This window comes from Phormidium sp. FACHB-1136 (assembly GCF_014697375.1).
In the GTDB taxonomy this organism is placed as follows: domain Bacteria; phylum Cyanobacteriota; class Cyanobacteriia; order Phormidesmidales; family Phormidesmidaceae; genus Nodosilinea.
Genome location: NZ_JACJRS010000009.1, coordinates 39,846 through 60,062, shown reverse-complemented (window position 1 = coordinate 60,062; position 20,217 = coordinate 39,846). Strand labels below are relative to the sequence as shown.

Sequence of the window (20,217 nt, the reverse complement as noted above, 5' to 3'; positions counted from 1 at the left end):
ATCTATTGAATTGCCCAAAAGTCTTGCAGGGCAAGGGTTCTAAGCTTAAATTCTAACCCCATGAAATATCTATTTTATGGGGTTTTCTAATAAGAATCGTGAGGATTACAACGGGGCTAGAGTTCCTGATTTTCCTATGTCTGCATTTGCAACCGCCAATCTTCCGGCCACCGTGAACACGCTAGAGAAACTGATCGTCTGGGCCTTGTGCGCCCTGTACCAGCTCCACAAGAACACCCGCTACCAAGAGAGCGACTCCGCGCCGTTGATTCCCCGCATTACGGCCCAGGATGGTCTAGCGGCCAATGGGGAGGAGTGTATTATCTTCCGGGTTTCTATCCCGCTGTCTCAGACGTGGCGGGAAAGCACCACAAAGATTTTCCAAGAAGCCTTGGAGATTTCTAACGCCGCCATCCCCCCCGCCTTTTTGCCCTAGGGGGTGAGTGATGCCCATTAATTCCCTTGGCGTCATGCAGGATCGGGCGCGGCTGGAGTCCATCTTTCAAGGCGTCAATTCATCCGCCCCTACGTCGTCCCCCGCTGGTGGGGGTGGGGTCTATCATGTGCGGTCTAACCCTGGCCCCGCCCCCGTTAATCGCGGGCGTCCTCTGCCTAGTGGTGGTCTGCAATTCCGGTACAACTCGAACCCCGCCAACCCCGTAAATCCCGATTACATAGGCTCCCCTGCTACTCGCACCTACAGTGGTGGAATATCTTCCCCATCAAGCCCCGCCCCTGGATCGTTTCGTGGGGGGTCTACGGGTGTTGTGAATAATGCGGCTGCTGGTGGGTATCGTGCGGATCCCTTTGTGCAATATCAGCCGGGGTATGGTCGCACCCCTGCCACTCCCGTTAACGCTGCCAATTCCCCCGCAGCAGCCCCTAGCGGCGTCAATCCAGGTCGCCCCGTCAGCGCGAAGGGCGCAGGGTTCCGCATTGGTGGGCGGGGAATGCCTGGGGGCGGCGGGATGCTGCTGTCTGTGGGGATGATGGCCATTCAAGCTGAGATGGATCGGCGGGATTGGCCCACCTACGCCGACTATGTCGCCGAACAGCAGCAGCTCGGCAACCTAGACAATGTTCCCGGCTGGATGCTGGGTGAAGAATACCCCAACCAACTAGATCCCGACGCCCTCACCCAAGGGCTAATGCTGGAGGATGCTACCCCCGAATCTGGCGGGGTGGGCTCCGTTGCGGGTGCTATTTACGGGCTTTTCGGTTCTGGGGCATCGGGAACCGTTAACGGGAGCCCACAGATGCTCGGCCCTATTCTAAACGAGCGAATCGAGCCCCGCCCCCTGTGGACTGGCTACATTGATTACTATCAGGTCTGGGACGTGCCGAACCTCCCCCCCCCGTCTACGTACGCGGTCTTCCTTGGGCGGAATTCCATGGGGCCTGCATATTCCTGGGCGAGAGTGGACGGCGGCACCGACCCCCCCTACCAACCTGCCCAGCCCCCCACCTACGCGCCCAACCCAGCCCGGAGCAGCCGCCAACCCACCACGCCGGGAGCCGCCCCCAATCTACTCCCCGCCCCTCCTGTCCCAAGCCCCGCCTATCAGCCTGGAGGCGATCTGCCCTGGCCCCAGACCCAGCCCCAAGCGCCACCCGACACCCAACCCCTAGCGCCGCCCCAGGATGCCCCAAACTTTAGCCCCCCCCCCACCGAGGCACCGAGCACCCCCACCAACCCCTTTGCACCCCCCGGCCCGCCCGACCTTGACCCCAATGCCCCCCCACGGGACGCGCCCAACCTGGCAGACGACCCCGACACCCCCACCCGCCCAGCCGGAAGCCCCGGCGACGCCTTCACCGAATCGCCCACCGAAGGCCCACAAACGTGGCCCCGCATTACAAAGCTGCGCGACGGGACGGAGATTATCGAGCAGGAGAACGGTGATCGCCAGATTCGCTGGCCCTATGGTCGGGAGGACGTGACCCGACAACTCTTTTCGCCGCCCGTGTTGCCTGTGCCGATTCCGGTGGGTGCGCGGTGGCCCGTGAACACTCCCAGTAGCCCCAACCTGGTCAACAACCCCGCCGATAACCCCAACGTGCGGCGGGTAGAACAGCCCGTGCGCCAAACCCCCACCGAGGGGCCAAAGGGGAGCTGCTTTTACGAATTTCAACGGGTGGCGGATATTCAGGCCAAGGCCACCGACACCAACACCAAGGCCAATAATCCCGTTTCTGGCTTCCCTGGCCTCTACGGAATCGGCATCGAGAGCCGCGTCAAGCTGGGCGAAACCTTCACCCTGTTGCAGACGGTGAACAACTTCATGCGAACGGCCTGGAGAGCGACCCGCATGGACAAGGTTTTGAACGTGCTGACCTTTATCGGCGTCATGCACAACGTCAGTATGTTGTCTCGCGACGTGGGCGACACCTTCTTTCAGTTAATTTCTCAGGCACTCCAGGCCGCAGGGATTCGGAATGAGGAAGACCAGGTGATCGATGTTGGCGAAGTGGTGGGCGACACCGTTGAAAACTTCCTGAAGGGTGTCCTTGGAGAGGAACGCTACCACGGCATCAATGAAGCCTGGAACAAAGCCAACCGCATCATTCAAAGCGCTAATGCGATTCTCTGGACAGTCCGAAGCATTGCCGACAGCTCCCTAGACCTGATGGAGTGGATCGGCGAGAACACGGGCCGAATCGGTAACGCCCTGAAGCGTTGGGGCGTGGTTAGTGAGCGCTCCTATCCCTGGATGAGCGAATCAGCCCGCGCTCAGAGTCGCTTCCGCAGCCGATTCTCGAAAGTGAATGACGCCCTCGAAAACGCAGAGGACAGGATTTCTGTAGGGATGCAGGCCACTAGCCTTGTGATTGAGATCCAAGACGAGGTAGAGGAGTCCAAAGAGAACTGGATGCGTTTTAAGGATTCCGTTCGAGACGGCATTCCCGATCCATGGCTTGACAACAGCCCCGTGCAGGAGGCCAACGCAACCCTAAAAGAGTACATCAACAATGTTCCCGATGTTCTTCCCTCTGAGGCCCAGAAAGGATAGCCATGGAAGCGCAAAATATTCAGCCCGTCCAAGAAGAGACCCTGCAGGCCATCATTCGCCGATGGCAGAACCGAGAAACCCGTGAGTACTTCTCAGATTTCGGTGTGGACGAAAATTGGTCACCCGACCTCACCACCCATCGCGGGATACTGGCCAAAGCTCTACTTCATGAGGACGAAGACCCCTATATGGTGACGCTGCTGAAGTGCTGGTTTCTGGAGCACATCCGCAGCCAAGCCTACCGAGTTCCGTACTACGGCATCCCGGTCTCCTCATTCCAGGAAAGCCGCAAGTTTCGGCCCCAGGTCGCCCTGTTCTTTCAAGAAGATCTGGCGGATGTTGAGCCGGGATACCCCCCAGTGACGGGGGAAATCTCCTTCCGGCTGATGGATCACACCACCGAGACAATCACCCCCACCATTGCGGGCACCTTCGCAAACCGTATCCGTACCGCCTTTGGTGTGGGTGGGCCTGGTTATGTGTGGCGCAAGGGTAAGGACATGGCGACGTACAACGACTGGGGGAAGGGTTACGCCCTCCAAATTCTCACCCGCTCCGAATCCGAAGCCAGGGAAGTGATTTCCAAGGTGTTAGACGTTCAGAACGACACCCCAGACTGGTCGAAAATGAACTACAGCCAGAATGAAGCCCCTATGGAGGCATTTCCCACGATTCCGGGGAACGATTTCATTTTTGGCCAGACTCGCCGCCGCCCCCGCAAACGCCCCATCGCCTCCGTGCGATTTCAGACAGCCTTACTCCATGTTCACGGACTCCCGAACCCTGTAGTGCTCTATGACCGTTCCGGCGTCCACCCCACCGCCCTAGAGACGGGTTAGGGAATTTAAAAAGTTATTGGAACCCTTTAGGGGTTCCGGTGAAAAAAAGTGATGAGTTCGAGGGCTAGATTGGGATCAGTCTTCCCCTTCCTATCCCTTCCTAGAGGTATCCCCCATGGCCCTTAAGCAACCGTGGTATTACACCCGCCAAGCCACTATCGCCCAAGCTCGACAGGCCTATTTTGCCAACAAAGGCCCAAGCACCCCCGGCCCCATCGAGCAGCGCGGTGCAAGCACAACCCTGTACTACCGTTCCCTGGCCTTGCGTGTCGGCGCTGAGCCGATGATCTTTAGCGTCAACGTGAGCGAATCCACGCTAGCCCTGGTGACGGCGGCTGAGCTGGGCCTTAAAACGACTCTCGGCGCGGGAGAAGCCGCGCTACGGCTCCGGGGTACTGGTATCAAGCCCTCCCGCGTCCACTGGTACAAAGGAGAAACGACCCCCGTCCGCACCAGTACCCCTTGGGGTTCCTCGGTGAGTCGGTACTACGAAAACTCCGGTGGCCAGAGCCATTACAGTGCGCCTTTCTCTCAGGCATCGGGAGCCTTTACGGCGGCGGATCTCTTCGACGACTTCGAGGCGATCTTTGGCACTGTAGAGGGCAGTAAACGAGCCGCGTTACTGGGCACCAAAAACGGTCGGGCATGGCTCGAACTTGAACGGGCTCCCATGTCCTTCATGACCTAAGCCCTGGCTAGGTTCTAGCGGCACCACAACCCCCGGAGAAATCATCATGGACTTGTTTCAAACCCCCGCGATACGCACTGACGAGATGACGCCCTCAGAATGGCAAGCGCAGCTTAAACAGATGTTGGCCCGCGCAGAAGCAACGCAGCGGTATCGCCTGGGACTGATGAGTCCTGATGACTTTGGAGACGCCCTCGCTACCTACGGCATCGCAGACCCCTACCGCCTAGCCGACGGCTGGGAAAGGGGTGAGATATGCCCTGGTATTCTTTAGGGCAGATTGAGCCCAGCCAGACCGAATGGCGCTTCTTTGAAATCCTAGACGACCTCGAAACCCGCCTGTTTCGCGTCACCCATAGCTATGACCTGGGCGGGGTATCGGCAACCCTTCTGATCGCCTCCCACCATCCCGCCTACGACGCCTTCTTTGGCATCCGCAAGGTTTACCCAGATCCACGGGTGCAACTCCTTGAATATCCCGTGCCCGTAGGCTTGGCCCCCGTCGCCCGCGACATTGCCATCAAGGCGACCTGGCGCAGCCGCATCTACACCCAAGACAACTGGCGGGTGAGCCTAGATGCCTGGGTACCCCCCGCCCCCACCCCTTGAGGCCCAAGGCCATGCAACGCAACCCCCGCAAACAAATCCTCGCCGCCCTCGCCGCCGTCGCCCTGGGGTTGGCCGTCCTCGCCGCTGGCTCCCGTGATGAATTTCCAGGCCGTCGCCAGGGCGGTGGCTCCCGTGGTGAATTTCCCGCAGGTATGAACCATGGGACTTGAGATCTACATTCCCCTCACCCTGTCGGTGATCACCGCCCTGGCCGTGGCCACCCGCAATCTGTTGGGCAGCTACAGCAAGCAGATCGCCCTGCTCACCCGCCTGGACGAAAACGTCAAAGTTGCCTTGGTGGGACTCGAAAGCCTGAGAATCATCGACACCGACACCAACAGCCGCCTGGATGCCCTCGCCCGACGGCTAGACGACCTGGAACGATACCTCCAACTGGCCAGTGCCGGACAATACCCCCATCCCTTTACCCCACGCGCTGCCCATCGCGATTAGGCTAAGTCAGGCTAAGTCAGGCTAAGCCAGGTTGGGGCGCAAACGAAAACCCCGGAGAGGCTACCCCCTCCGGGGTTTTTGCTGGGTAACAGTCACAGATTGATCTTAGGCCGTAGCCGTCGCCATCCATCAATCAGGGCCACAATCTCGTGGTGGGGCCGAAAATCCACATACACGGCCCGCTCCACAATCGCCGCCCGTTCTCGCACCAGCCCCCGCACCATGGAGCCGCCTGGAATGTGGCGAACCCCCTCTATCGCATGGCCATGGCCCCAGCGGTAGCGATAGTAGAGCCGCCCCTTACTGGGGTATGGCCCCGCCTCATGCCAGAACTGGCCAGTGCGGCAAAACATCCCGTAAAGCTGGTCGTCCTCCTCTCCTGGATCAGCGTCATCGATGGCACGAGGTTTCAAGCTGTCGGACACGTTTCCCAAAGGAAAATCTTGGGTTTCCGCCCCATCGATGACAGAGCTAGAACCGCGACGTTCCAAGCTGTCGGACACGTTTTTGTCGTCGCCCTTGAAATTCGCGCCAGTGAGTTCACCTTTTAGGGGTTGTGACAGTGGTTTTGCGTTGAAGCACTCGCCCCCGCAACTCAGGCGGCAATAGTAACCACTGGGGTGGTCTAGGCTGGGGAAAAGATGTGGACATGTAGACATGATTGACCTGATGGATTCTGTAGTGGTGGCGCTGGCCTGGACTGTGGGCTGCGTGGCCTGCATCTTCCTGCTACTGGTGTTTGTGGCGGTGGGCTGGGCGGTGGTGACGGATGCCCCATTCCCTGAGGTTGAGGTTTGCTGTTATGGCACGGGCTGCGACACCTATGTGCCCCTGCCCCCACTGGGCTACCCTCTAGGAATCCGCTAAAAATCCCCTATCCACTCCCTGAAGTCTTCCTGACACTGCTGGAGGGATGGAAACCGCGTCACGGAGCAGCAGTAGTCGCGAATCTCCCAGAACCACCGCTCGTCAGCGGTCATAACGTAGCTGCTACTGAGGTTGAGTAGGTCAATCATTGGTTAAACCTTCCACAATTAAGGACAAAAAATACTCTTGTGCGCCCCGTGGCATACACCGGGCCTTGGCTAATGCATTCCGTGCGTGTGCCCTCGCAACCAGCCCCTGGCCCACGCTCAGCCCACGGGCTTCGATCTCTGCGAGAACGGCGTCGTCCGCCGCGTCTCGCGCCTGGGCTTCTGCCTCGGCGATCAGGTCTAAGAGGTTGAGTTGCATGACCTATCCCCGCCCCTGCTTGGCGGTCAGGGTGGCCACCGACAACAGCAGCAGGTAATCATCCTCGGAAACATAGAAGGCACACTGATCCACCGTGCGAACGATGGCGTGATAGAGCTTCTCTCCCTGGTAGTCGTGGGGCTGCAAGGTCATCGACGCGATGAACGCCGGATTGATCCAGAGGACTGCTTGTCTCTGGGCGCACGACACGGGGACTAGGTGAAGGTTAGATTTCTGCATGATTGGGAATCCTAAAAGTGCTGAGTTTGGTTACTGGTTATGCGGCGTGTTCATCCGATCTGGTGGCTGGTGGGAGTGGTAGTTGCCGTTTCTGTTGGGCCTCGATTGCTCTATTCCGTTGACCCAGTGCAGCGACTGGCCGTAAAGGACGGCAATATCGAGCACGTTGATCGCTACACCGAAACCCTAGAGCGACTGGATCAGGCTTGTACTGAGGACAAAGAAGCCATCCTGAACATGAACATTGAGATTGCTGAGCACTGGATGAAATCAGACCCAGAGGCTAAATACCTGGATGCCCTGGTCACAATGAGTAATGTCGTGATCTGGGTCGGCTACATCAAGCCCCCGAATAATTGCACCCAGGCCTATCAGGGCATGATTCAGCTAGACAGGCAGGTTCACTACTAACCACCACCACACAACAAAGCCCCAGAGATGCGCTCGCACCTCTGGGGCTTTGTTGTGTGGACTATTCGTTGCCTAACTGAGACTTCAGATCCTCCAGTTCCTTTAATGAGGTCGTGTGCTTTTCGACCTCGCGTTCATACCAGCGCACACATTCCTCCGCTTCTGCCAGCTTCTCTTGCTCTTGCTTGATTAGCTGGTCAACGATTTTCCCAAGACGTCTGGCTGAGTCTTGGGAGACCCTGCTGATGATGGCTTGTACCAGTCCTTCATAGTCTCCAGGAGCTCCGAAAAGGACTTGGCCCCTACCTCCTGCTTCACCTTCTCCATGAAGTCCCTGGCCTCGTTGCTCACTGTTAAGTTCAGTCGCGGTTTCTGCGCCATACCCAACCTTCTCCATAGATCTTCTCCATGATTGTACGCCTCTTATACGCATAACTTATTGATGCGTATTCTATGCGTATTGTAGCTCAATTTATGCGTATAATGTGCGCATGGATAACCAACTCCACAGCCGGACATCACTCCCGGCTTTCCTGGCTGGCCCTAGGGGTGTGTGGGCGTTCGCACAGGGGGTGTAATTCCCTCCAGGCCAAAGAGAGCGTCAAGCGTAGCGACCGGGGGACGCCCCCCGGATTTTCTAAGGAGCAACCATGGACAACGGAAGAGGATCAGGCCGATGACTGAAAAAACAGGCACCTGGCCCATGACCGAAGATGAAGCCCGACTAGGCGCGGTAGAGGATCTGCTAGTCAAAGCCCTGCTAGACATCGCCGCCCTAGAGCAGAAGCTTGAGTGCTACCGCATGACCCTGGTACAGCACAACATCGAATTAGAAGCCGCCAAAGGCCGGATTGACGACCTGGAGGAGGCGCACCTATGACCGAAGACGCCCTAGAGGCCATGGCTCGGCGAATCACCAAAATTGAGCTAATGGTTCTCGGTCAACAAGACCGCATAAACGACCTGGCTGAAGTCAACCGCCGTCGAGCCGTCAATATCAGTCAGCTTCGGCGGCGTGTGGCAGACCTGGAGAGCGAGATAGGCGAACTACAGCAGAAGGAGACCCTATGACCCAAGAAGAATTGATGACCCTACGCCTACCCCGCCTACAAGAGATCGCCGACCGTCACGGCATCAAATGGGCAAACGTTCATGGGGTTGGCAAGCACCTGCGCAAACGTGAACTGGCGGAAAAGCTAGCTCAGCGCCTAGAAACCAAGATGCCCCCGCCCCTGCCTCAGAAAGTTTATCGAGTGGTGGACTGTGCCACTAGAAAAGAGATTGGGCGGTTTTCGTCCATCGTCTACGCGGGCCTGTTTTGGCGGGCAATGTGCCAAGCCAACGGATCGGCAGAGGCCATCAAAATGAAATTTCGCATGGAGGAAACCTGGCAATGAACACCGGACACGCCGAATACATCACCCCCAAAGACCGCGCTATGAGTGAAATTCTCAAGGAGATGCGCTCCATGTCCTTGCCAGACCTCGCCTACCTGCGAGATCAGGCCCAACTACTCAACAAGGCCCGCCTAGAGCAACAAGCCGCCCTTCATGCCCGCTATCCCCTCTACACCTATGACAACACCCCCGAATCCCACGCCGAATAACCAAGTTCCTGAACGGATCGCCCTCGCCCTGGCCAAGGCGGGATTCACGGCATCCTATCTGGCCGATGAACTTGCCAGTGGCAGCACTGAGCACCAGGGGCGAGACCCAGACAGTCTGATGCGCTCCCTGAACCACGTTGCCGAATGTCACCTGCTAGAGATGCCCCGCAGCGAGTATCTAGCCAACCTACGCCGCTGGCTCTCAATCTTCGATTGTGAACTCCTAGAGGAAACCCCGATGACCAATAACCCCACCATCGAACCCTGGGCCATGAACGCCCTGAGAGAACTGGTAGACATCGCCGCCCTGCTCAACGACGAGCAGTTCATCTCTCACGAAGACGACCCCCGAATCACCATCATTGACCGCTTAACCCAGCTCATTCAGTCCCTAGTGATTGAGCGTGAGCCCCTAGACCTCCAGGGCGATGATCGCCGAGTCTTCTTTGTGCCAGAAGACGGAATCCCTATCGAGGTTCGCCCCCAGGAAGAACCCGATCTCCCCTATTAACCCGCCTGATGATGGCCCCTGCCAAGGGCCGAAACATTCCCCACCGTGGGGAGTGTCGCGGGAGGCTTGCACGGCCCCGGATTCCAACCCCGGAGCCCTAAGTCTCTTTGCCTCCGGGCTGGGGCTGAGCTTAATCCGCGTCTTCACGCTCTTTAGATGTTGCCAAACAGCCCGGAGCCACCCACTAGGCGGTAATCGACTCACCGATCTGAGAACGACGTGCTAAACGGTGGCTCACAGCCCCGGAGCTAAAACGGATTGCGATACAGGTAGTTTGATTTATGCCAACCATCATCGGTGTTGAAGTCGCTAAGGCTTCTATTCTCTGCTGCAAGCTTGACGGCGATAGTGTTCCCTCCGACCTGGGAGCATTCGCTAGAAGCTATACCCCCGTTCCACTGCTGTCCAATAGCGACGGCGTCCGCAAGCTCCTAGACCTAGGAGACTGCTACATCATCGAACCAACCGGGGACTATTCTCGAATCTGGGTAGACACCCTCAAGGCCAACGGTAAAACCGTGTTGAGAGTCAATCCCAAGCGAGTTCGCGCCCTGAAGGAGTACGCTGGTATCGCCTCCAAGAGCGACCGCTACGACGCGGCCTTTCTCGCCATCTACGGGGCCATGAACCAGGGCGATCCTTCGGCATTTCTGAGTGAGTACGCCGAGGAACTTAGGAACCTCACCTTGCAGCATCAGACCCTTTCTAGGGCGATCAATGCCCAACAAAATCGCCTATGGCAACTACTGAGCTACGAATGGCCGGAGGCTTGCCGCACCAAATCCGGCACGAAGCCCCAACAGAATAGGGAATGGCTCCAGGCGTCACCCCCGGCGCTGTGGCGCTTCCTAGCAGGGGAGAAAGTCCGAGGAGCCACCCAGCGACAGGCCAGTCTAGACGAAACTATCGGGTCTGGCCTGTCAGGTCTTAGCGTTGCCCTCGCTACCCAGGTCTGCGACCTCGAGCGCCAGCAGTTCCCCATGGAGGAGAGGATCGACGCCCTGGTCTCCGCCCCAGAGTTTGCCGCCTATCAAGCCGTGTTTGATAAGTTTGGCTTTGGCCCCATGACGCGGGCCGTTCTGCTGAGCCGCATCCACCCGTTTAGCCAGTTCCTTGAGGATGGCAAGCCCATCAAAATTCGCCTCCCCAGTGCCAAAGTCGAAGGGCGCTACCACCGCCGAGACAAGAGCCTAGGGGCTTTCCGGCTGGCCCTAGGGAATGGGACTCGACTCTATCAGTCCGGCCAAATTAGCGAACAGCGGGCCGCTGGCTCGAAGCTGGGGCGCACGGCACTATATCTGCACGTCAAAACCAAGATCGTGATCATTGGGGGGCGACTGGCCCAGCCGCCCAGACTCCGACAGCATTACGACTACTATCACCAGCTTGGAGAGATGCCCCACAATCAGGCCGTGATGAAGGTGGCATCCCGAATCGTTAAAGACCTCTATCGAGACTTGCTGGCTACCCTGTAGTCCGGATCGCTCAAAAAATATCAGGTATGCCCCCGCACCGTCGGGGGCTTTTTTGCGCCGCGCTAGCTTAATCCTTCCGTTCGTGCAGCACTGCGATCATTAAGTGGGGTTAATGATCGCAGTGCTGCACGAACGGAAGGATTAAGCTAATCGTTAGAGAAAATTGGCGGTGCAACCTTCTGGCCCTGGTTACCGTCCCCTAAACGATACTTGCCCCTAAACGATAGTTCTGCTGGTGTGGTGACTGTGATTCAATCCCCCTGCCTACGTTTCCACCGCCAACTGGGCAAAGGTTGGTGGCGGGCGGCCCTTGGGGTGGCCCTAGTGGTGGCGGGGGTGAGTTGGGGGCAAGGGGCAGCGGCGACGGAGTTCCTTACCCTACGCTGGGGGCCGCTATCTAAGACCCTGCGCGTGGCGGATCTGGAAACCTTTGCGGCAACGGGGCAGATCCCCAAAGAACTCAGCCTTTATCGGCCCCTCCTCAATGCCCAGATGCAGGCCACCCTTAACAGCGAACTGGCCGTAGACCCGGCGGTGGGCCAGGTGATTGTCGATGAGATTTTGCATACTCCCGGCGGCACTCCCCTGCTAGCCACCCTGCAAGCCCTCGTGCCGAACCTGAATCCGACGGATCTCCAGCAGGCGCTAGAGCAGGTCTCGACCCTAGAGATGCCTCCTACGGTGATGGCGGTGCTGCGGCAGTTGCCCCAAGACAGCCTGGAGGTGGATGTGGGGGCTTGGGTGGCCTGGGCATCCCAGTTTTATCTCTCCCAGCGGGAAAGCACCCTACTGGGGCACATTTTGCGGCGGGAAATGTCCCCCCCCGTCAACGAGGTTGGGCCACCTAGCACGGTGAATCCCTTCTCGACCGGGTCTTCGGCAGTGGAGCATTGGGAAATGCTACTGCGGGATCGAGAGCGCAATCGCCGCATTCCGGTGGATATTTACTGGAGTCGAGACACCCACGGCCCGCTGGTGGTCTTGTCCCACGGGTTTGGGGCCGACCGCCGCTTTATGGCCTACCTAGCCGAACATTTGGCTTCCCATGGGCTCACGGTGGTGTCGGTGGAGCATCCGGGCAGCAATGTAGCGGCGCTGTTGTCGTTGCCTAAGGCAGACCAATCGGCTAAGAGTCCGGGCAGCCGTGTGTTGCCCGCCACGGAATTTTTGGATCGTCCGCGAGACATTAGCTACGTTTTAGATCGGCTGGAGCGCCTAAATCGCTATTCCTACAGCCTGCGGGGCCGCCTCAACACCAGCCAAGTCACCGTGATCGGCCATTCCCTCGGAGGGTATACGGGGCTGGCCTTGGCGGGAGCACCGCTGGATCTGCGGCTGCTGGATCAAGCCTGCGCACAGGTGGATCCCGTGCGTCTGTCGCCCTCGGATTGGTTTCAGTGTGCCGCCCTAGATCTGCCTGTGAAGTATGCCAACCTGCGCGATGATCGGGTTCAGCAGTTGATTTTGACTAACCCCCTCACCGGGCTATTGTTTGGGGAAAGGGGCCTCAGCCAAGTGACCGTCCCCACCCTCATGTTGGCAGGCACCCAGGACAGTGTGACCCCGATGGCGGCACAGCAGCTTGGCCCCTTCACCCAATTGGCGGGGCCAAAGTATCTAATTACGGCCCTGGGAGGATCCCACCTCAGTGTGGGTGACCCGGAAAACCTGAACCCCAACCTGCAAGCCATCCCTTTCATGCCTGCCCTACCCAATGCCAAAACCAGTAATCTCCGGGTGTTTTTGCAGGGCCTCAGCCTCAGTTTTATTTTGCAGCAAACCAATCAGGCCGAGGACTACGTTGGCTTTCTTTCCCCCAGCTATGCCGAGGCCTTTTCTACCCCAGAGTTGGCCCTGGGCCTGACCCAAACCCTACCGCATCAGTTGCTCACTTGGCCTAGGTTGCAACACCAAACCGATTACCAGCGGGCCAGCCGCCTGAGCTACCCATCCTCCCTACTACGGCTCCAGTCGATGTTGTGGCAGAATCAGTTCCACACGCTCCAGCGTCAGATGCTCGCCTATCTGCGCACCACCCCGCCCACCGTGGTGGCCCTCCCCTGGCCCACCACACCCCAGCGCTGGCCCATGCAAGCCCAGACCTCCGATGGCAAGCCAGCCGTGCCTTAACTTCCATGCTCAGAATGACCCCCATCCAGGGCCAAGGGGTGAAGGGGCAAGGGGAAAAAACACCCTAGCGCGTGAACCCATCTGGGAGGACGGTGCCCTGCACATCGGTGTGGCGCAGGTTGGCGTAGTCAAGCTTGGCGTTGATCATGACGGCATCGGTGAGATCGGCCCCGCTCAGGTTTGTCCAGCAGAGCTTGGTGCGGTAGAGGGTGGCCCCCCGTAGGTTGGATCCGCGCAGGGTGCTCCAGCTTAGGTTGGTGCCCCGCAGATTGGCCTTGGCCAGGTTGACGTTCACCAAATGGGACCCTGTCATCTTGGCACGGCTGAGGTCGGCCCCTTGCAGATTGGCCCCTTCCAGGGTGGCTCCACTCAGCAGGGCACCCACTAGGCTGGCTTCTTCGAGGCCAATGCCGTTCATCAGGGCGCTGGTGAGGTTGGCGTTTGTGAGGTTAGCGTGGGGCATGGCCACGCCCAGCATTTTGGCGCGACTCAGGCTGGCCTCCGTTAGGTCGGCATAGGGGAGAACCGCGTGGTCAAAGGTGGCCTCGTTGAGGTTGGTCTCCCGCAGGATGGCGCGGCTGAGGTTGGTGCGAATCAGGTTGACACTGCGCATCCCCGCCTCGGTGAGGTCGGCCTCCACTAGGGAGGCTTCGGTGAGATCGGCTCCAATAAAATTGCTGAGGGTGAGGTTAGCTTGGTAAAAATTGGTTTCTGCTAGCTTGGCTTCCCGGAAGTTGACCCCGACCAGCTTGGCCCCAGAGAAATTGCAGTCTCGCAGAACGGCCTGCCGAAAATTGGCTCCTCCCAAATCTTGGCGAGACAGGTTAGCTCCAATCAGTTGAACACTACGGAAGTCTCTTTCTCCGAGGGCGTAGCGCTCTAGGAGAGCTTCAGCAGTAATTTCCGTCGGCGGTGGAGGCACCGGCAGGGCAGCAGAGGAAGTATCCAAAGGTCTCTCAAATAGCGACGATGGGCGGAACGGGGAAGAAGCCAAATAAATAAATCTAGTGCGATTTTCCCATGGTCTTAATTTTGAGGGAAAATCTAACCCTGTGGAATAGAAATTCTAACGCATTGCACCTAGAGGATTGATCATGTCCGACAACCGCAGAAGCCAAGTGGTGACCCAAGGCGTTCAGCGCACCCCCAACCGCGCCATGTTGCGGGCCGTGGGGTTTGGTGACAACGACTTTACGAAGCCCATTGTGGGAATCGCCAATGGCTTTAGCACCATTACCCCCTGCAACATGGGCCTCGACGGATTGGCCCGCCGCGCCGAGGCCGGGGTTCGCGCCGCCGGAGGGATGCCCCAACTGTTCGGCACCATCACTATCAGCGATGGTATTTCCATGGGCACCGAGGGGATGAAGTACTCCCTGGTGTCCCGCGATGTGATCGCCGACTCCATTGAAACCGTGTGCAACGGCCAAAGCCTAGATGGCGTGCTCGCCATTGGCGGCTGTGATAAGAATATGCCCGGAGCCATGATTGCCATGGCCCGCATGAACATTCCGGCCATTTTTGTCTACGGCGGCACCATCAAACCGGGTCACTACGAGGGCGAAGACCTGACGGTGGTCAGCGCCTTTGAAGCGGTGGGCGAATACAGTGCTGGCAAAATCGGTGAAGAACGCCTCCTGGGCGTGGAGCGCAACGCCTGTCCGGGGGCGGGTTCCTGTGGCGGCATGTACACCGCCAACACCATGTCCTCCGCCTTTGAAGCCATGGGCATGAGCCTGATCTATTCCTCCACCATGGCGGCTGAGGATGAAGAAAAGGCCGACAGCACCGAAAAATCCGCTGAGGCACTGGTGAACGCCATCCGCAACCAAATTCTGCCCAGCCAGCTTTTGACTCGCAAAGCCTTTGAAAACGCCATTTCCGTGATTATGGCGGTGGGTGGATCCACCAACTCGGTGCTGCACCTGTTGGCCATTGCCAACACCATCGGCGTAGCGTTAACCCTCGATGACTTTGAAGCCATTCGGCAGCGGGTGCCCGTGCTGTGCGACCTCAAGCCCTCCGGGCGCTATGTCGCCATCGACCTACACCGGGCGGGGGGCATCCCCCAGGTGATGAAAATGCTGCTGGTCAATGGTCTGCTCCACGGCGATGCCCTCACCATCACCGGACAAACCATTGAGGAAGTACTGGCCGACATCCCCGCCGAACCTCGCGCCGACCAGGATGTGATTCGTCCCTTCAGCAACCCCATGTACCCCATCGGCCACCTGGGCATCCTCAAGGGCAACCTGGCCACCGAGGGGGCCGTCGCCAAACTCACGGGTGTCAAAAACCGCCACATCACTGGCCCCGCCCGTGTGTTCGAGTCTGAGGAAGAATGCCTGAAGGCCATTTTGGCCAAAAAAGTCGTGGCGGGTGACATCGTCGTGGTGCGCTACGAAGGCCCTAAGGGCGGCCCCGGTATGCGGGAAATGCTGGCCCCCACCTCTGCCATCATCGGTGCAGGGTTGGGTGATTCCGTAGGGTTGATTACCGACGGACGCTTTTCCGGCGGCACCTACGGTATGGTGGTGGGCCACGTCGCCCCCGAAGCCGCTGTGGGTGGCACCATTGCCCTGGTTCAGGAAGGTGACACCATCACCATCGACGCCGATCACAACCTGCTGCAACTGAACGTCTCCGAGGAGGAACTGGCCCAGCGCCGCGCCGCCTGGGTACCCCCCACCCCTCGGTACAAGCGCGGGGTCTTGGCTAAGTACGCCAAACTGGTGTCCTCCAGCAGCCTGGGGGGCGTCACCGACCTCAACCTGTTCTAGACGTTGTGTAGGGTGGGCAGTGCCTACCCTACGAAAATCCCGGCGAGGGACAAAAGGGGCGGGGTAGAATGGCTTCCGAGCCTGCCCTGCCCTCTCTTGTCCTTGGCCCTTACTATGCCTCGAACCCTGCGTATTTTGATTCGCCGCCGCTTGTCCTGGCTGGTGTTGCTGTTAACGGTGTGGCTGTTGTGCAGCGGCGATGCCCTGGCGTTACCGCTGGCAGGGCGTTTTCAGGAGTTCCCCCGCTGGGAAAAGCTGCCCCTCCCCACCGCCAAGGGCGATCTGATTTATCCCAACTGGCTGGAGGGCACCTGGGAACTCACCAGTACCCTAGTGGACTTAGCCGCCCCCCTAGCTCCAGACATCGTCACCCCTGGTTTTGAGAGCAACCAAGCCATGGTGGATCAGCCCATTAGCTGTGTGGTGAGGTTTGTAGAAGCCCCCCATCTGCTCAGCGGATTTTGGCCCAGGGTGATGCCTCAGCGCGACATCATCGCTGACCGTAGCTTCAATGGGTTGAACATGGCCCAGGCTTATCTGGGGGCGGCGGCGGTCAAAACTGTGAAGGTAGACCCCAATCATCCCAATCGGCAGTTGACCCTGCTAGCACAAGGGCGACAACTAGAATCCACCGTCACGGCACGGGCTACGGAGTCTCCCCAGGTGGATCGCTTCATTACGGCGGAACGCTTTCAACAGGTGTTTCGCGGCACCGCTGTGCCCTACCTCAACGAAGTTGAAACCACCACAGACTACTGGAACCTGGGCGATCACATCGAAGCGGATCAGGTTACCGCCGTTTATCTTGCCCCCCAGGATCCTAATTTCCTCGCCGCGTTGGGGCAACCTGTCGCGCTCTACCGCTATCGTCTACACCTGTTTCCCCGGTTTGCCAATACCCCAGAGTAAGGCGGCTTACCCGTTGGCAACATTTGTTGCAGTGACACTTGCCTGGATGCGAACTTCGCGTAACGTTCCGCCCATGACCCGGCCATTCACAGTAGGATAAACCTAGGTTAAGGCTATCTTTACGATGGTTTTAGAGGCCGTTGTCAGCCATTCGGCCAAGGTTTTCCTATCTCTCCAGTGTGCCCACTGGTTTAAGCCTCGTTTTCCCCAGCCTCGCGTTCAAATCATTGATGACCATCGCCCATCCCAAATCCAAATGAGAGAACCCCGATTCCCCATCGGGTCAACCGCAGGATCGGGGGCTCCCCGTTCGTTGATATCGGGGGACAGACAAGCCCGATTTGCGCTTAACCCGTGTTAGTGACGTAGCACCCTTACGTTCCATTGGCCCCTCGATTTGCCCCATCTTGAGGTCTACCGTTCCGTGGGCAGCAGGGCCGTTAGCAACCTTGAACCGTGGTAGGTGGAGAACCCCGGTGCAGGCCTAAAACGGTGCCTGGGTTCCGTATCCATACCATAAGGGAGAACCGGACATGCTGACTACTGCTGTACACCCGTCCGCCTATCAAGCCGCCGCACCGCAGCGGGTTGCCATTGCAGGCACGGTGATTAACGCCGCCACCCAGGAGGGACTCCCCCAGGTGGTGGTGCGGATCACCCAGGCCCCCGTTGACTGTATTCAGCGCTTTTTGACCATCCTTGAAAACGCCTTGGCCGACCATCCCCAACTGATGATCCACTACCAACGGCGGCTGGATGGACGCCCCCCCACCGTCGAAACCCTTAGCCTAGCCCAGTCCCTCTTTAACACCTTTGAGCACAACCAGAGGTTAGTCGCGCCCCGACCCGACCAAACCCTGACCGGGGGCGATGGCCACTATTGCTTTTTTGACCTCCCCCCCGGCGACTATAGCCTCACCGCCACCCTAGCCATTCCCCACGTTTGCCAAGGGGTTACCCAAGGGCGAGTGCGGGTGCTCCCCTCTGACCAATGGCTGGCGTTCTCGGCGCTGGATCTCACCCTTTCCCTGGCGACGGATCCGCCAACCCTGCCAGTTTCTCCCCTAGGCGATCCCATGCCCTGGCCCAGTTTCGCGAGCCTTCATCAAGCCCAGTTGGCTTTGAGTGGTCGGAGCTAGCCCGTCCCTATCAATCTATCAACTCCCCTAAACAGCGATACTCAGCCCTAGGGGTTAAGGCTGAGTATCGTTCTGTGGTCGATGGGTGATTTAGATTTAGCGCCTAGACCCTAGGCCCGGTTTTGAGGATCGGGTTGGTAATACACCTGGGAACCCTGATCGGGCACATAGCGGCATTCCCAAAAGGCCCGCCAGAAGCTCGTCCAAATGGAGTCGCTAGACTTGCGGTAGTAGCTTCCCAGGACGGGTTTGATGGCCTCGGTGGCGGTTTTCAGGTGGTAGTGGGGAATGCCTAAAAAGATGTGGTGGGCAACGTGGGTACCAATGTTGTGGTGGATGTCGTTGAACACACCATAGTCGTGGTCGATGGTGGAGATGGCCCCTTTCAGGAAGTTCCAGTCTTCGCCTCGATACCAGGGTAGTTCAGGGGTGGTGTGGTGCAACAGGGTGACCAAATCCAGCCAGACCACAAACACCAGGTAGGGCATCACATAGAACTTGACGATAAAGCCCACCCCAAACTGCACCGTGAGCCCCAGCAGTAGTGCCACCATGGCCGCACAGCAGAGGGTGCTAATCACCACGCCGCGCCGTTCGGAGGGCCGAAATAGGGGGCTGTTGGGCAAAAAGTGAGACCCCTTACGACCGGGGGATCGCAGGAACAGGTACAGCGGATAGGCCAACAGGGCGGCATAGAACCGCACAAATTTTTGGGCGGCGGGCAGGGTGCGATACTGGGTTTCTGAGAGGGGATACCAGCTTTCGTCGGTGTCGATGTTGCCCGTGTTGGCGTGGTGGGTGCGGTGGCTAATGCGCCAGCCGTGGTAGGGCACCAGGATGGGGGTGTGGGAAAGATGACCCACGAGGTTATTCAGCCAGCCGAGTTTAGAGAAAGACCCGTGGCCGCAGTCGTGGCCGACCACAAACAAAGCCCAAAACAAGGTGCCCTGCAAAAGCCAAAAGATCGGGTAAAACCACCAGGCATCCAGGGTATAGGCCGCGACGTAGAGGGCCACCACCAAGCCCACATCCCGCAGGAAGTAAGCGATGGATCGCCAAGGGGAGGGTTGAAAACACTGGTCTGGAATGGCATTTTTTAAGTCTTGAAGGGTGAAGGGGAGGCCCGAATCGGCGGCGCTATTTCCCTGAGACAACCCTTCTGGTCGGAGATGAAGAGACTCTACTTGCACGAAAGTACCGAGTTTAACCGTAAAAAGTAACGACCTCCGCGCCATGATCGACACCGAGGCTGTTACGTATCTTAACCTCTGTCGATCCTGAAAATAGCCTTGATGGGGTCTATTGAGCTTGCATCGCCTTTAAGACAATCGCCGGATCCACCCAGAGCCCCTGGTATTTCATGCCCCAGTGTAAATGTGGCCCTGTGGTGCGGCCCGTCATACCCACCCGGCCAATGCGCTGCCCCGACTTCACGGTCTGCCCCTGGCGAATTTCCAGCCCCCCAGGGCGATCCACCATCACCCGCCCGCCCTCTTTTTCCACCACAATATGCCCGTGCATATGGCAGTAGACGTGGGTCCAATCCCCAGATTGCACGGTGACATAGGTGCCGCAGGCGTTGTCGCTGCCCACCCGAAGGACAGTTCCATCCCACCAGTTGCGAATGTAACTGCCCAGGGGAGCCGCCAAATCCAACCCATAGTGGAACCGATACCCCCCCATGGGATGCTGACGATAGCCAAAGGGCGAGGTGTAGGCCGTAAACTGCTCTACTGGGAAGGAAGCCCCGTTCTGCCAAGGATTTTGGGGTGCCTCTGGAACATCCGCCGCCAGCCAAGCCTCTGGCTTAAACGGCTCCCAGGACAGGGGAAGTAGATCACTCATCCAACCAACTCCCACACTGAAAACGACAATCCAAGGCCAAACCCGCGTTTTACGAACCCCCATCACCATACCGAACCGCTCCTTCACTGCGAGGGGATAGGCTGAATCCCTGTAAATTAGTACACATAAACTATATCTCAGAATCAAAAATAGTACAAAGCAATTACTTTGGATGCGGCCCGATCCATAACCAGCCACCCCAAATCCTGATAGCACCTCCCACCGGACGGAGTAGGGGCCGGGGTCTATGGGGGCTAACCCGCCGTAAGCGTATAAAAGTTTACGTTTTAGAGGAATCCCATGCTCATCTTCGTTTGAATCCGGGAATGATAAGGGGG

At 58.4% G+C, this 20,217-nt stretch carries 28 protein-coding genes; 20 read left to right on the top strand and 8 right to left on the bottom strand.

The window, feature by feature from the left end; all coding sequences use genetic code 11:
- Positions 1-136 precede the first annotated feature (136 nt).
- The 8 genes from H6G62_RS04670 (at position 137) to H6G62_RS04635 (ending at position 5,600) form a co-directional block, all read left to right on the top strand.
- Entirely contained in the window at positions 137-436 is a 300-nt protein-coding gene (locus tag H6G62_RS04670; protein WP_190492946.1) for a hypothetical protein, read from the top strand.
- A 10-nt stretch (positions 437-446) separates the two neighbouring features.
- Entirely contained in the window at positions 447-3,011 is a 2,565-nt protein-coding gene (locus H6G62_RS04665; protein WP_190492945.1) for a hypothetical protein, read from the top strand.
- Positions 3,012-3,013: 2 nt separating this feature from the next.
- Positions 3,014-3,850 (top strand): hypothetical protein, encoded by an 837-nt coding sequence (locus H6G62_RS04660; protein ID WP_190492944.1) that lies wholly within the window; start codon positions 3,014-3,016, stop codon positions 3,848-3,850.
- Positions 3,851-3,965: 115 nt separating this feature from the next.
- Positions 3,966-4,538: a hypothetical protein gene (locus H6G62_RS04655; protein WP_190492943.1), complete on the top strand. Its 573-nt coding sequence runs from the start codon at positions 3,966-3,968 to the stop codon at positions 4,536-4,538.
- 46 nt (positions 4,539-4,584) lie between these two features.
- A complete protein-coding gene (locus tag H6G62_RS04650) occupies positions 4,585-4,812 on the top strand; it encodes a hypothetical protein (RefSeq protein WP_190492942.1) in 228 nt (75 codons plus the stop codon).
- Positions 4,794-5,147: a hypothetical protein gene (locus H6G62_RS04645; RefSeq protein WP_190492941.1), complete on the top strand. Its 354-nt coding sequence runs from the start codon at positions 4,794-4,796 to the stop codon at positions 5,145-5,147. Before H6G62_RS04650 ends, H6G62_RS04645 begins: the two co-directional genes overlap by 19 nt.
- 11 nt (positions 5,148-5,158) lie before the next feature.
- Positions 5,159-5,317, top strand: coding sequence for a hypothetical protein (locus H6G62_RS04640; RefSeq protein ID WP_190492940.1), 159 nt, complete (start codon positions 5,159-5,161; stop codon positions 5,315-5,317).
- Complete coding sequence (locus H6G62_RS04635) at positions 5,307-5,600, top strand: hypothetical protein (protein ID WP_190492939.1); 294 nt, start codon at positions 5,307-5,309, stop codon at positions 5,598-5,600. Before H6G62_RS04640 ends, H6G62_RS04635 begins: the two co-directional genes overlap by 11 nt.
- Before the next feature lie 92 nt (positions 5,601-5,692).
- Here H6G62_RS04635 and H6G62_RS04630 read toward each other — a convergent pair whose 3' ends face one another.
- Entirely contained in the window at positions 5,693-6,103 is a 411-nt protein-coding gene (locus H6G62_RS04630; RefSeq protein ID WP_190492938.1) for a hypothetical protein, read from the bottom strand.
- A gap of 154 nt (positions 6,104-6,257) precedes the next feature.
- Here H6G62_RS04630 and H6G62_RS04625 point away from each other — a divergent pair, with 154 nt between their 5' ends.
- Entirely contained in the window at positions 6,258-6,467 is a 210-nt protein-coding gene (locus H6G62_RS04625) for a hypothetical protein (protein WP_190492937.1), read from the top strand.
- Here the strand turns inward: H6G62_RS04625 and H6G62_RS04620 are convergent.
- From H6G62_RS04620 to H6G62_RS04610, 3 genes are read right to left on the bottom strand one after another with little or no spacing between them, the layout of a single operon-like run.
- Positions 6,464-6,616, bottom strand: coding sequence for a hypothetical protein (locus tag H6G62_RS04620; RefSeq protein WP_190492936.1), 153 nt, complete (start codon positions 6,614-6,616; stop codon positions 6,464-6,466). The genes H6G62_RS04625 and H6G62_RS04620 overlap by 4 nt on opposite strands.
- The gene (locus H6G62_RS04615; protein WP_190492935.1) at positions 6,609-6,833 is read right to left on the bottom strand and encodes a hypothetical protein; all 225 of its coding nucleotides are present in this window, start codon (positions 6,831-6,833) and stop codon (positions 6,609-6,611) included. Before H6G62_RS04615 ends, H6G62_RS04620 begins: the two co-directional genes overlap by 8 nt.
- Before the next feature lie 3 nt (positions 6,834-6,836).
- Positions 6,837-6,986, bottom strand: coding sequence for a hypothetical protein (locus tag H6G62_RS04610; protein ID WP_190492934.1), 150 nt, complete (start codon positions 6,984-6,986; stop codon positions 6,837-6,839).
- A gap of 126 nt (positions 6,987-7,112) precedes the next feature.
- On the opposite strand from H6G62_RS04610, the gene H6G62_RS04605 reads away from it, so the two are divergent.
- Positions 7,113-7,484, top strand: a complete 372-nt coding sequence (locus H6G62_RS04605; RefSeq protein WP_190492933.1) for a hypothetical protein — start codon at positions 7,113-7,115, stop codon at positions 7,482-7,484.
- A 61-nt stretch (positions 7,485-7,545) separates the two neighbouring features.
- Here the strand turns inward: H6G62_RS04605 and H6G62_RS04600 are convergent, their stop codons facing one another.
- Positions 7,546-7,881, bottom strand: a complete 336-nt coding sequence (locus H6G62_RS04600; RefSeq protein WP_190492932.1) for a hypothetical protein — start codon at positions 7,879-7,881, stop codon at positions 7,546-7,548.
- A 279-nt stretch (positions 7,882-8,160) separates the two neighbouring features.
- On the opposite strand from H6G62_RS04600, the gene H6G62_RS04595 reads away from it, so the two are divergent.
- The 7 genes from H6G62_RS04595 to H6G62_RS04565 all read left to right on the top strand — a co-directional run bounded on the left by H6G62_RS04595 (position 8,161) and on the right by H6G62_RS04565 (position 13,206).
- On the top strand, positions 8,161-8,364 hold the full coding sequence (locus tag H6G62_RS04595; protein ID WP_190492931.1) for a hypothetical protein: 204 nt from the start codon (positions 8,161-8,163) through the stop codon (positions 8,362-8,364).
- Positions 8,361-8,555, top strand: a complete 195-nt coding sequence (locus H6G62_RS04590) for a hypothetical protein (RefSeq protein WP_190492930.1) — start codon at positions 8,361-8,363, stop codon at positions 8,553-8,555. Before H6G62_RS04595 ends, H6G62_RS04590 begins: the two co-directional genes overlap by 4 nt.
- Positions 8,552-8,881, top strand: coding sequence for a hypothetical protein (locus tag H6G62_RS04585; RefSeq protein WP_190492929.1), 330 nt, complete (start codon positions 8,552-8,554; stop codon positions 8,879-8,881). Before H6G62_RS04590 ends, H6G62_RS04585 begins: the two co-directional genes overlap by 4 nt.
- A complete protein-coding gene (locus H6G62_RS04580; RefSeq protein ID WP_190492928.1) occupies positions 8,878-9,090 on the top strand; it encodes a hypothetical protein in 213 nt (70 codons plus the stop codon). The genes H6G62_RS04585 and H6G62_RS04580 overlap by 4 nt, the downstream gene beginning before the upstream one ends.
- The gene (locus tag H6G62_RS04575; protein ID WP_190492927.1) at positions 9,059-9,601 is read left to right on the top strand and encodes a hypothetical protein; all 543 of its coding nucleotides are present in this window, start codon (positions 9,059-9,061) and stop codon (positions 9,599-9,601) included. Before H6G62_RS04580 ends, H6G62_RS04575 begins: the two co-directional genes overlap by 32 nt.
- A 281-nt stretch (positions 9,602-9,882) precedes the next feature.
- On the top strand, positions 9,883-11,076 hold the full coding sequence (locus tag H6G62_RS04570; RefSeq protein WP_190492926.1) for a transposase: 1,194 nt from the start codon (positions 9,883-9,885) through the stop codon (positions 11,074-11,076).
- Between the two features lie 246 nt (positions 11,077-11,322).
- Positions 11,323-13,206 (top strand): alpha/beta hydrolase, encoded by a 1,884-nt coding sequence (locus H6G62_RS04565; protein WP_190492925.1) that lies wholly within the window; start codon positions 11,323-11,325, stop codon positions 13,204-13,206.
- 64 nt (positions 13,207-13,270) lie between these two features.
- Here H6G62_RS04565 and H6G62_RS04560 read toward each other — a convergent pair whose 3' ends face one another.
- On the bottom strand, positions 13,271-14,155 hold the full coding sequence (locus tag H6G62_RS04560) for a pentapeptide repeat-containing protein (RefSeq protein WP_242051826.1): 885 nt from the start codon (positions 14,153-14,155) through the stop codon (positions 13,271-13,273).
- Positions 14,156-14,300: 145 nt separating this feature from the next.
- On the opposite strand from H6G62_RS04560, the gene ilvD reads away from it, so the two are divergent.
- From ilvD to H6G62_RS04545, 3 genes are all read left to right on the top strand, one after another.
- Complete coding sequence (ilvD, locus tag H6G62_RS04555) at positions 14,301-15,986, top strand: dihydroxy-acid dehydratase (RefSeq protein ID WP_190492924.1); 1,686 nt, start codon at positions 14,301-14,303, stop codon at positions 15,984-15,986.
- Positions 15,987-16,100: 114 nt separating this feature from the next.
- Positions 16,101-16,895, top strand: a complete 795-nt coding sequence (locus tag H6G62_RS04550; protein WP_242051825.1) for a DUF6816 family protein — start codon at positions 16,101-16,103, stop codon at positions 16,893-16,895.
- 533 nt (positions 16,896-17,428) lie between these two features.
- Entirely contained in the window at positions 17,429-18,034 is a 606-nt protein-coding gene (locus tag H6G62_RS04545; protein ID WP_190492923.1) for a carboxypeptidase-like regulatory domain-containing protein, read from the top strand.
- A gap of 110 nt (positions 18,035-18,144) precedes the next feature.
- On the opposite strand, the gene H6G62_RS04540 is transcribed toward H6G62_RS04545, so the two are convergent.
- Positions 18,145-19,188, bottom strand: a complete 1,044-nt coding sequence (locus tag H6G62_RS04540; protein ID WP_242051824.1) for a DUF3474 domain-containing protein — start codon at positions 19,186-19,188, stop codon at positions 18,145-18,147.
- A gap of 145 nt (positions 19,189-19,333) precedes the next feature.
- Entirely contained in the window at positions 19,334-19,879 is a 546-nt protein-coding gene (locus H6G62_RS04535) for a M23 family metallopeptidase (RefSeq protein WP_242051823.1), read from the bottom strand.
- Between the last annotated feature and the right edge of the window lie 338 nt (positions 19,880-20,217).

Excerpts from the sequence above, each read along its gene's own strand:
- H6G62_RS04545 (WP_190492923.1), top strand. The coding sequence starts at position 17,429 with ATGCTGACTACTGCTGTACACCCGTCCGCCTATCAAGCCGCCGCACCG.
- H6G62_RS04635 (WP_190492939.1), top strand. The coding sequence starts at position 5,307 with ATGGGACTTGAGATCTACATTCCCCTCACCCTGTCGGTGATCACCGCC.
- H6G62_RS04605 (WP_190492933.1), top strand. The coding sequence starts at position 7,113 with ATGCGGCGTGTTCATCCGATCTGGTGGCTGGTGGGAGTGGTAGTTGCC.
- H6G62_RS04640 (WP_190492940.1), top strand. The coding sequence starts at position 5,159 with ATGCAACGCAACCCCCGCAAACAAATCCTCGCCGCCCTCGCCGCCGTC.
- H6G62_RS04585 (WP_190492929.1), top strand. The coding sequence starts at position 8,552 with ATGACCCAAGAAGAATTGATGACCCTACGCCTACCCCGCCTACAAGAG.
- H6G62_RS04660 (WP_190492944.1), top strand. The coding sequence starts at position 3,014 with ATGGAAGCGCAAAATATTCAGCCCGTCCAAGAAGAGACCCTGCAGGCC.
- H6G62_RS04620 (WP_190492936.1), bottom strand. The coding sequence starts at position 6,616 with ATGATTGACCTACTCAACCTCAGTAGCAGCTACGTTATGACCGCTGAC.
- H6G62_RS04625 (WP_190492937.1), top strand. The coding sequence starts at position 6,258 with ATGATTGACCTGATGGATTCTGTAGTGGTGGCGCTGGCCTGGACTGTG.
- H6G62_RS04595 (WP_190492931.1), top strand. The coding sequence starts at position 8,161 with ATGACTGAAAAAACAGGCACCTGGCCCATGACCGAAGATGAAGCCCGA.
- H6G62_RS04650 (WP_190492942.1), top strand. The coding sequence starts at position 4,585 with ATGGACTTGTTTCAAACCCCCGCGATACGCACTGACGAGATGACGCCC.
- H6G62_RS04670 (WP_190492946.1), top strand. The coding sequence starts at position 137 with ATGTCTGCATTTGCAACCGCCAATCTTCCGGCCACCGTGAACACGCTA.
- H6G62_RS04615 (WP_190492935.1), bottom strand. The coding sequence starts at position 6,833 with ATGCAACTCAACCTCTTAGACCTGATCGCCGAGGCAGAAGCCCAGGCG.
- H6G62_RS04665 (WP_190492945.1), top strand. The coding sequence starts at position 447 with ATGCCCATTAATTCCCTTGGCGTCATGCAGGATCGGGCGCGGCTGGAG.
- ilvD (WP_190492924.1), top strand. The coding sequence starts at position 14,301 with ATGTCCGACAACCGCAGAAGCCAAGTGGTGACCCAAGGCGTTCAGCGC.
- H6G62_RS04610 (WP_190492934.1), bottom strand. The coding sequence starts at position 6,986 with ATGACCTTGCAGCCCCACGACTACCAGGGAGAGAAGCTCTATCACGCC.
- H6G62_RS04535 (WP_242051823.1), bottom strand. The coding sequence starts at position 19,879 with ATGAGTGATCTACTTCCCCTGTCCTGGGAGCCGTTTAAGCCAGAGGCT.
- H6G62_RS04590 (WP_190492930.1), top strand. The coding sequence starts at position 8,361 with ATGACCGAAGACGCCCTAGAGGCCATGGCTCGGCGAATCACCAAAATT.
- H6G62_RS04600 (WP_190492932.1), bottom strand. The coding sequence starts at position 7,881 with ATGGAGAAGGTTGGGTATGGCGCAGAAACCGCGACTGAACTTAACAGT.
- H6G62_RS04655 (WP_190492943.1), top strand. The coding sequence starts at position 3,966 with ATGGCCCTTAAGCAACCGTGGTATTACACCCGCCAAGCCACTATCGCC.
- H6G62_RS04550 (WP_242051825.1), top strand. The coding sequence starts at position 16,101 with ATGCCTCGAACCCTGCGTATTTTGATTCGCCGCCGCTTGTCCTGGCTG.
- H6G62_RS04645 (WP_190492941.1), top strand. The coding sequence starts at position 4,794 with ATGCCCTGGTATTCTTTAGGGCAGATTGAGCCCAGCCAGACCGAATGG.
- H6G62_RS04580 (WP_190492928.1), top strand. The coding sequence starts at position 8,878 with ATGAACACCGGACACGCCGAATACATCACCCCCAAAGACCGCGCTATG.
- H6G62_RS04570 (WP_190492926.1), top strand. The coding sequence starts at position 9,883 with ATGCCAACCATCATCGGTGTTGAAGTCGCTAAGGCTTCTATTCTCTGC.
- H6G62_RS04575 (WP_190492927.1), top strand. The coding sequence starts at position 9,059 with ATGACAACACCCCCGAATCCCACGCCGAATAACCAAGTTCCTGAACGG.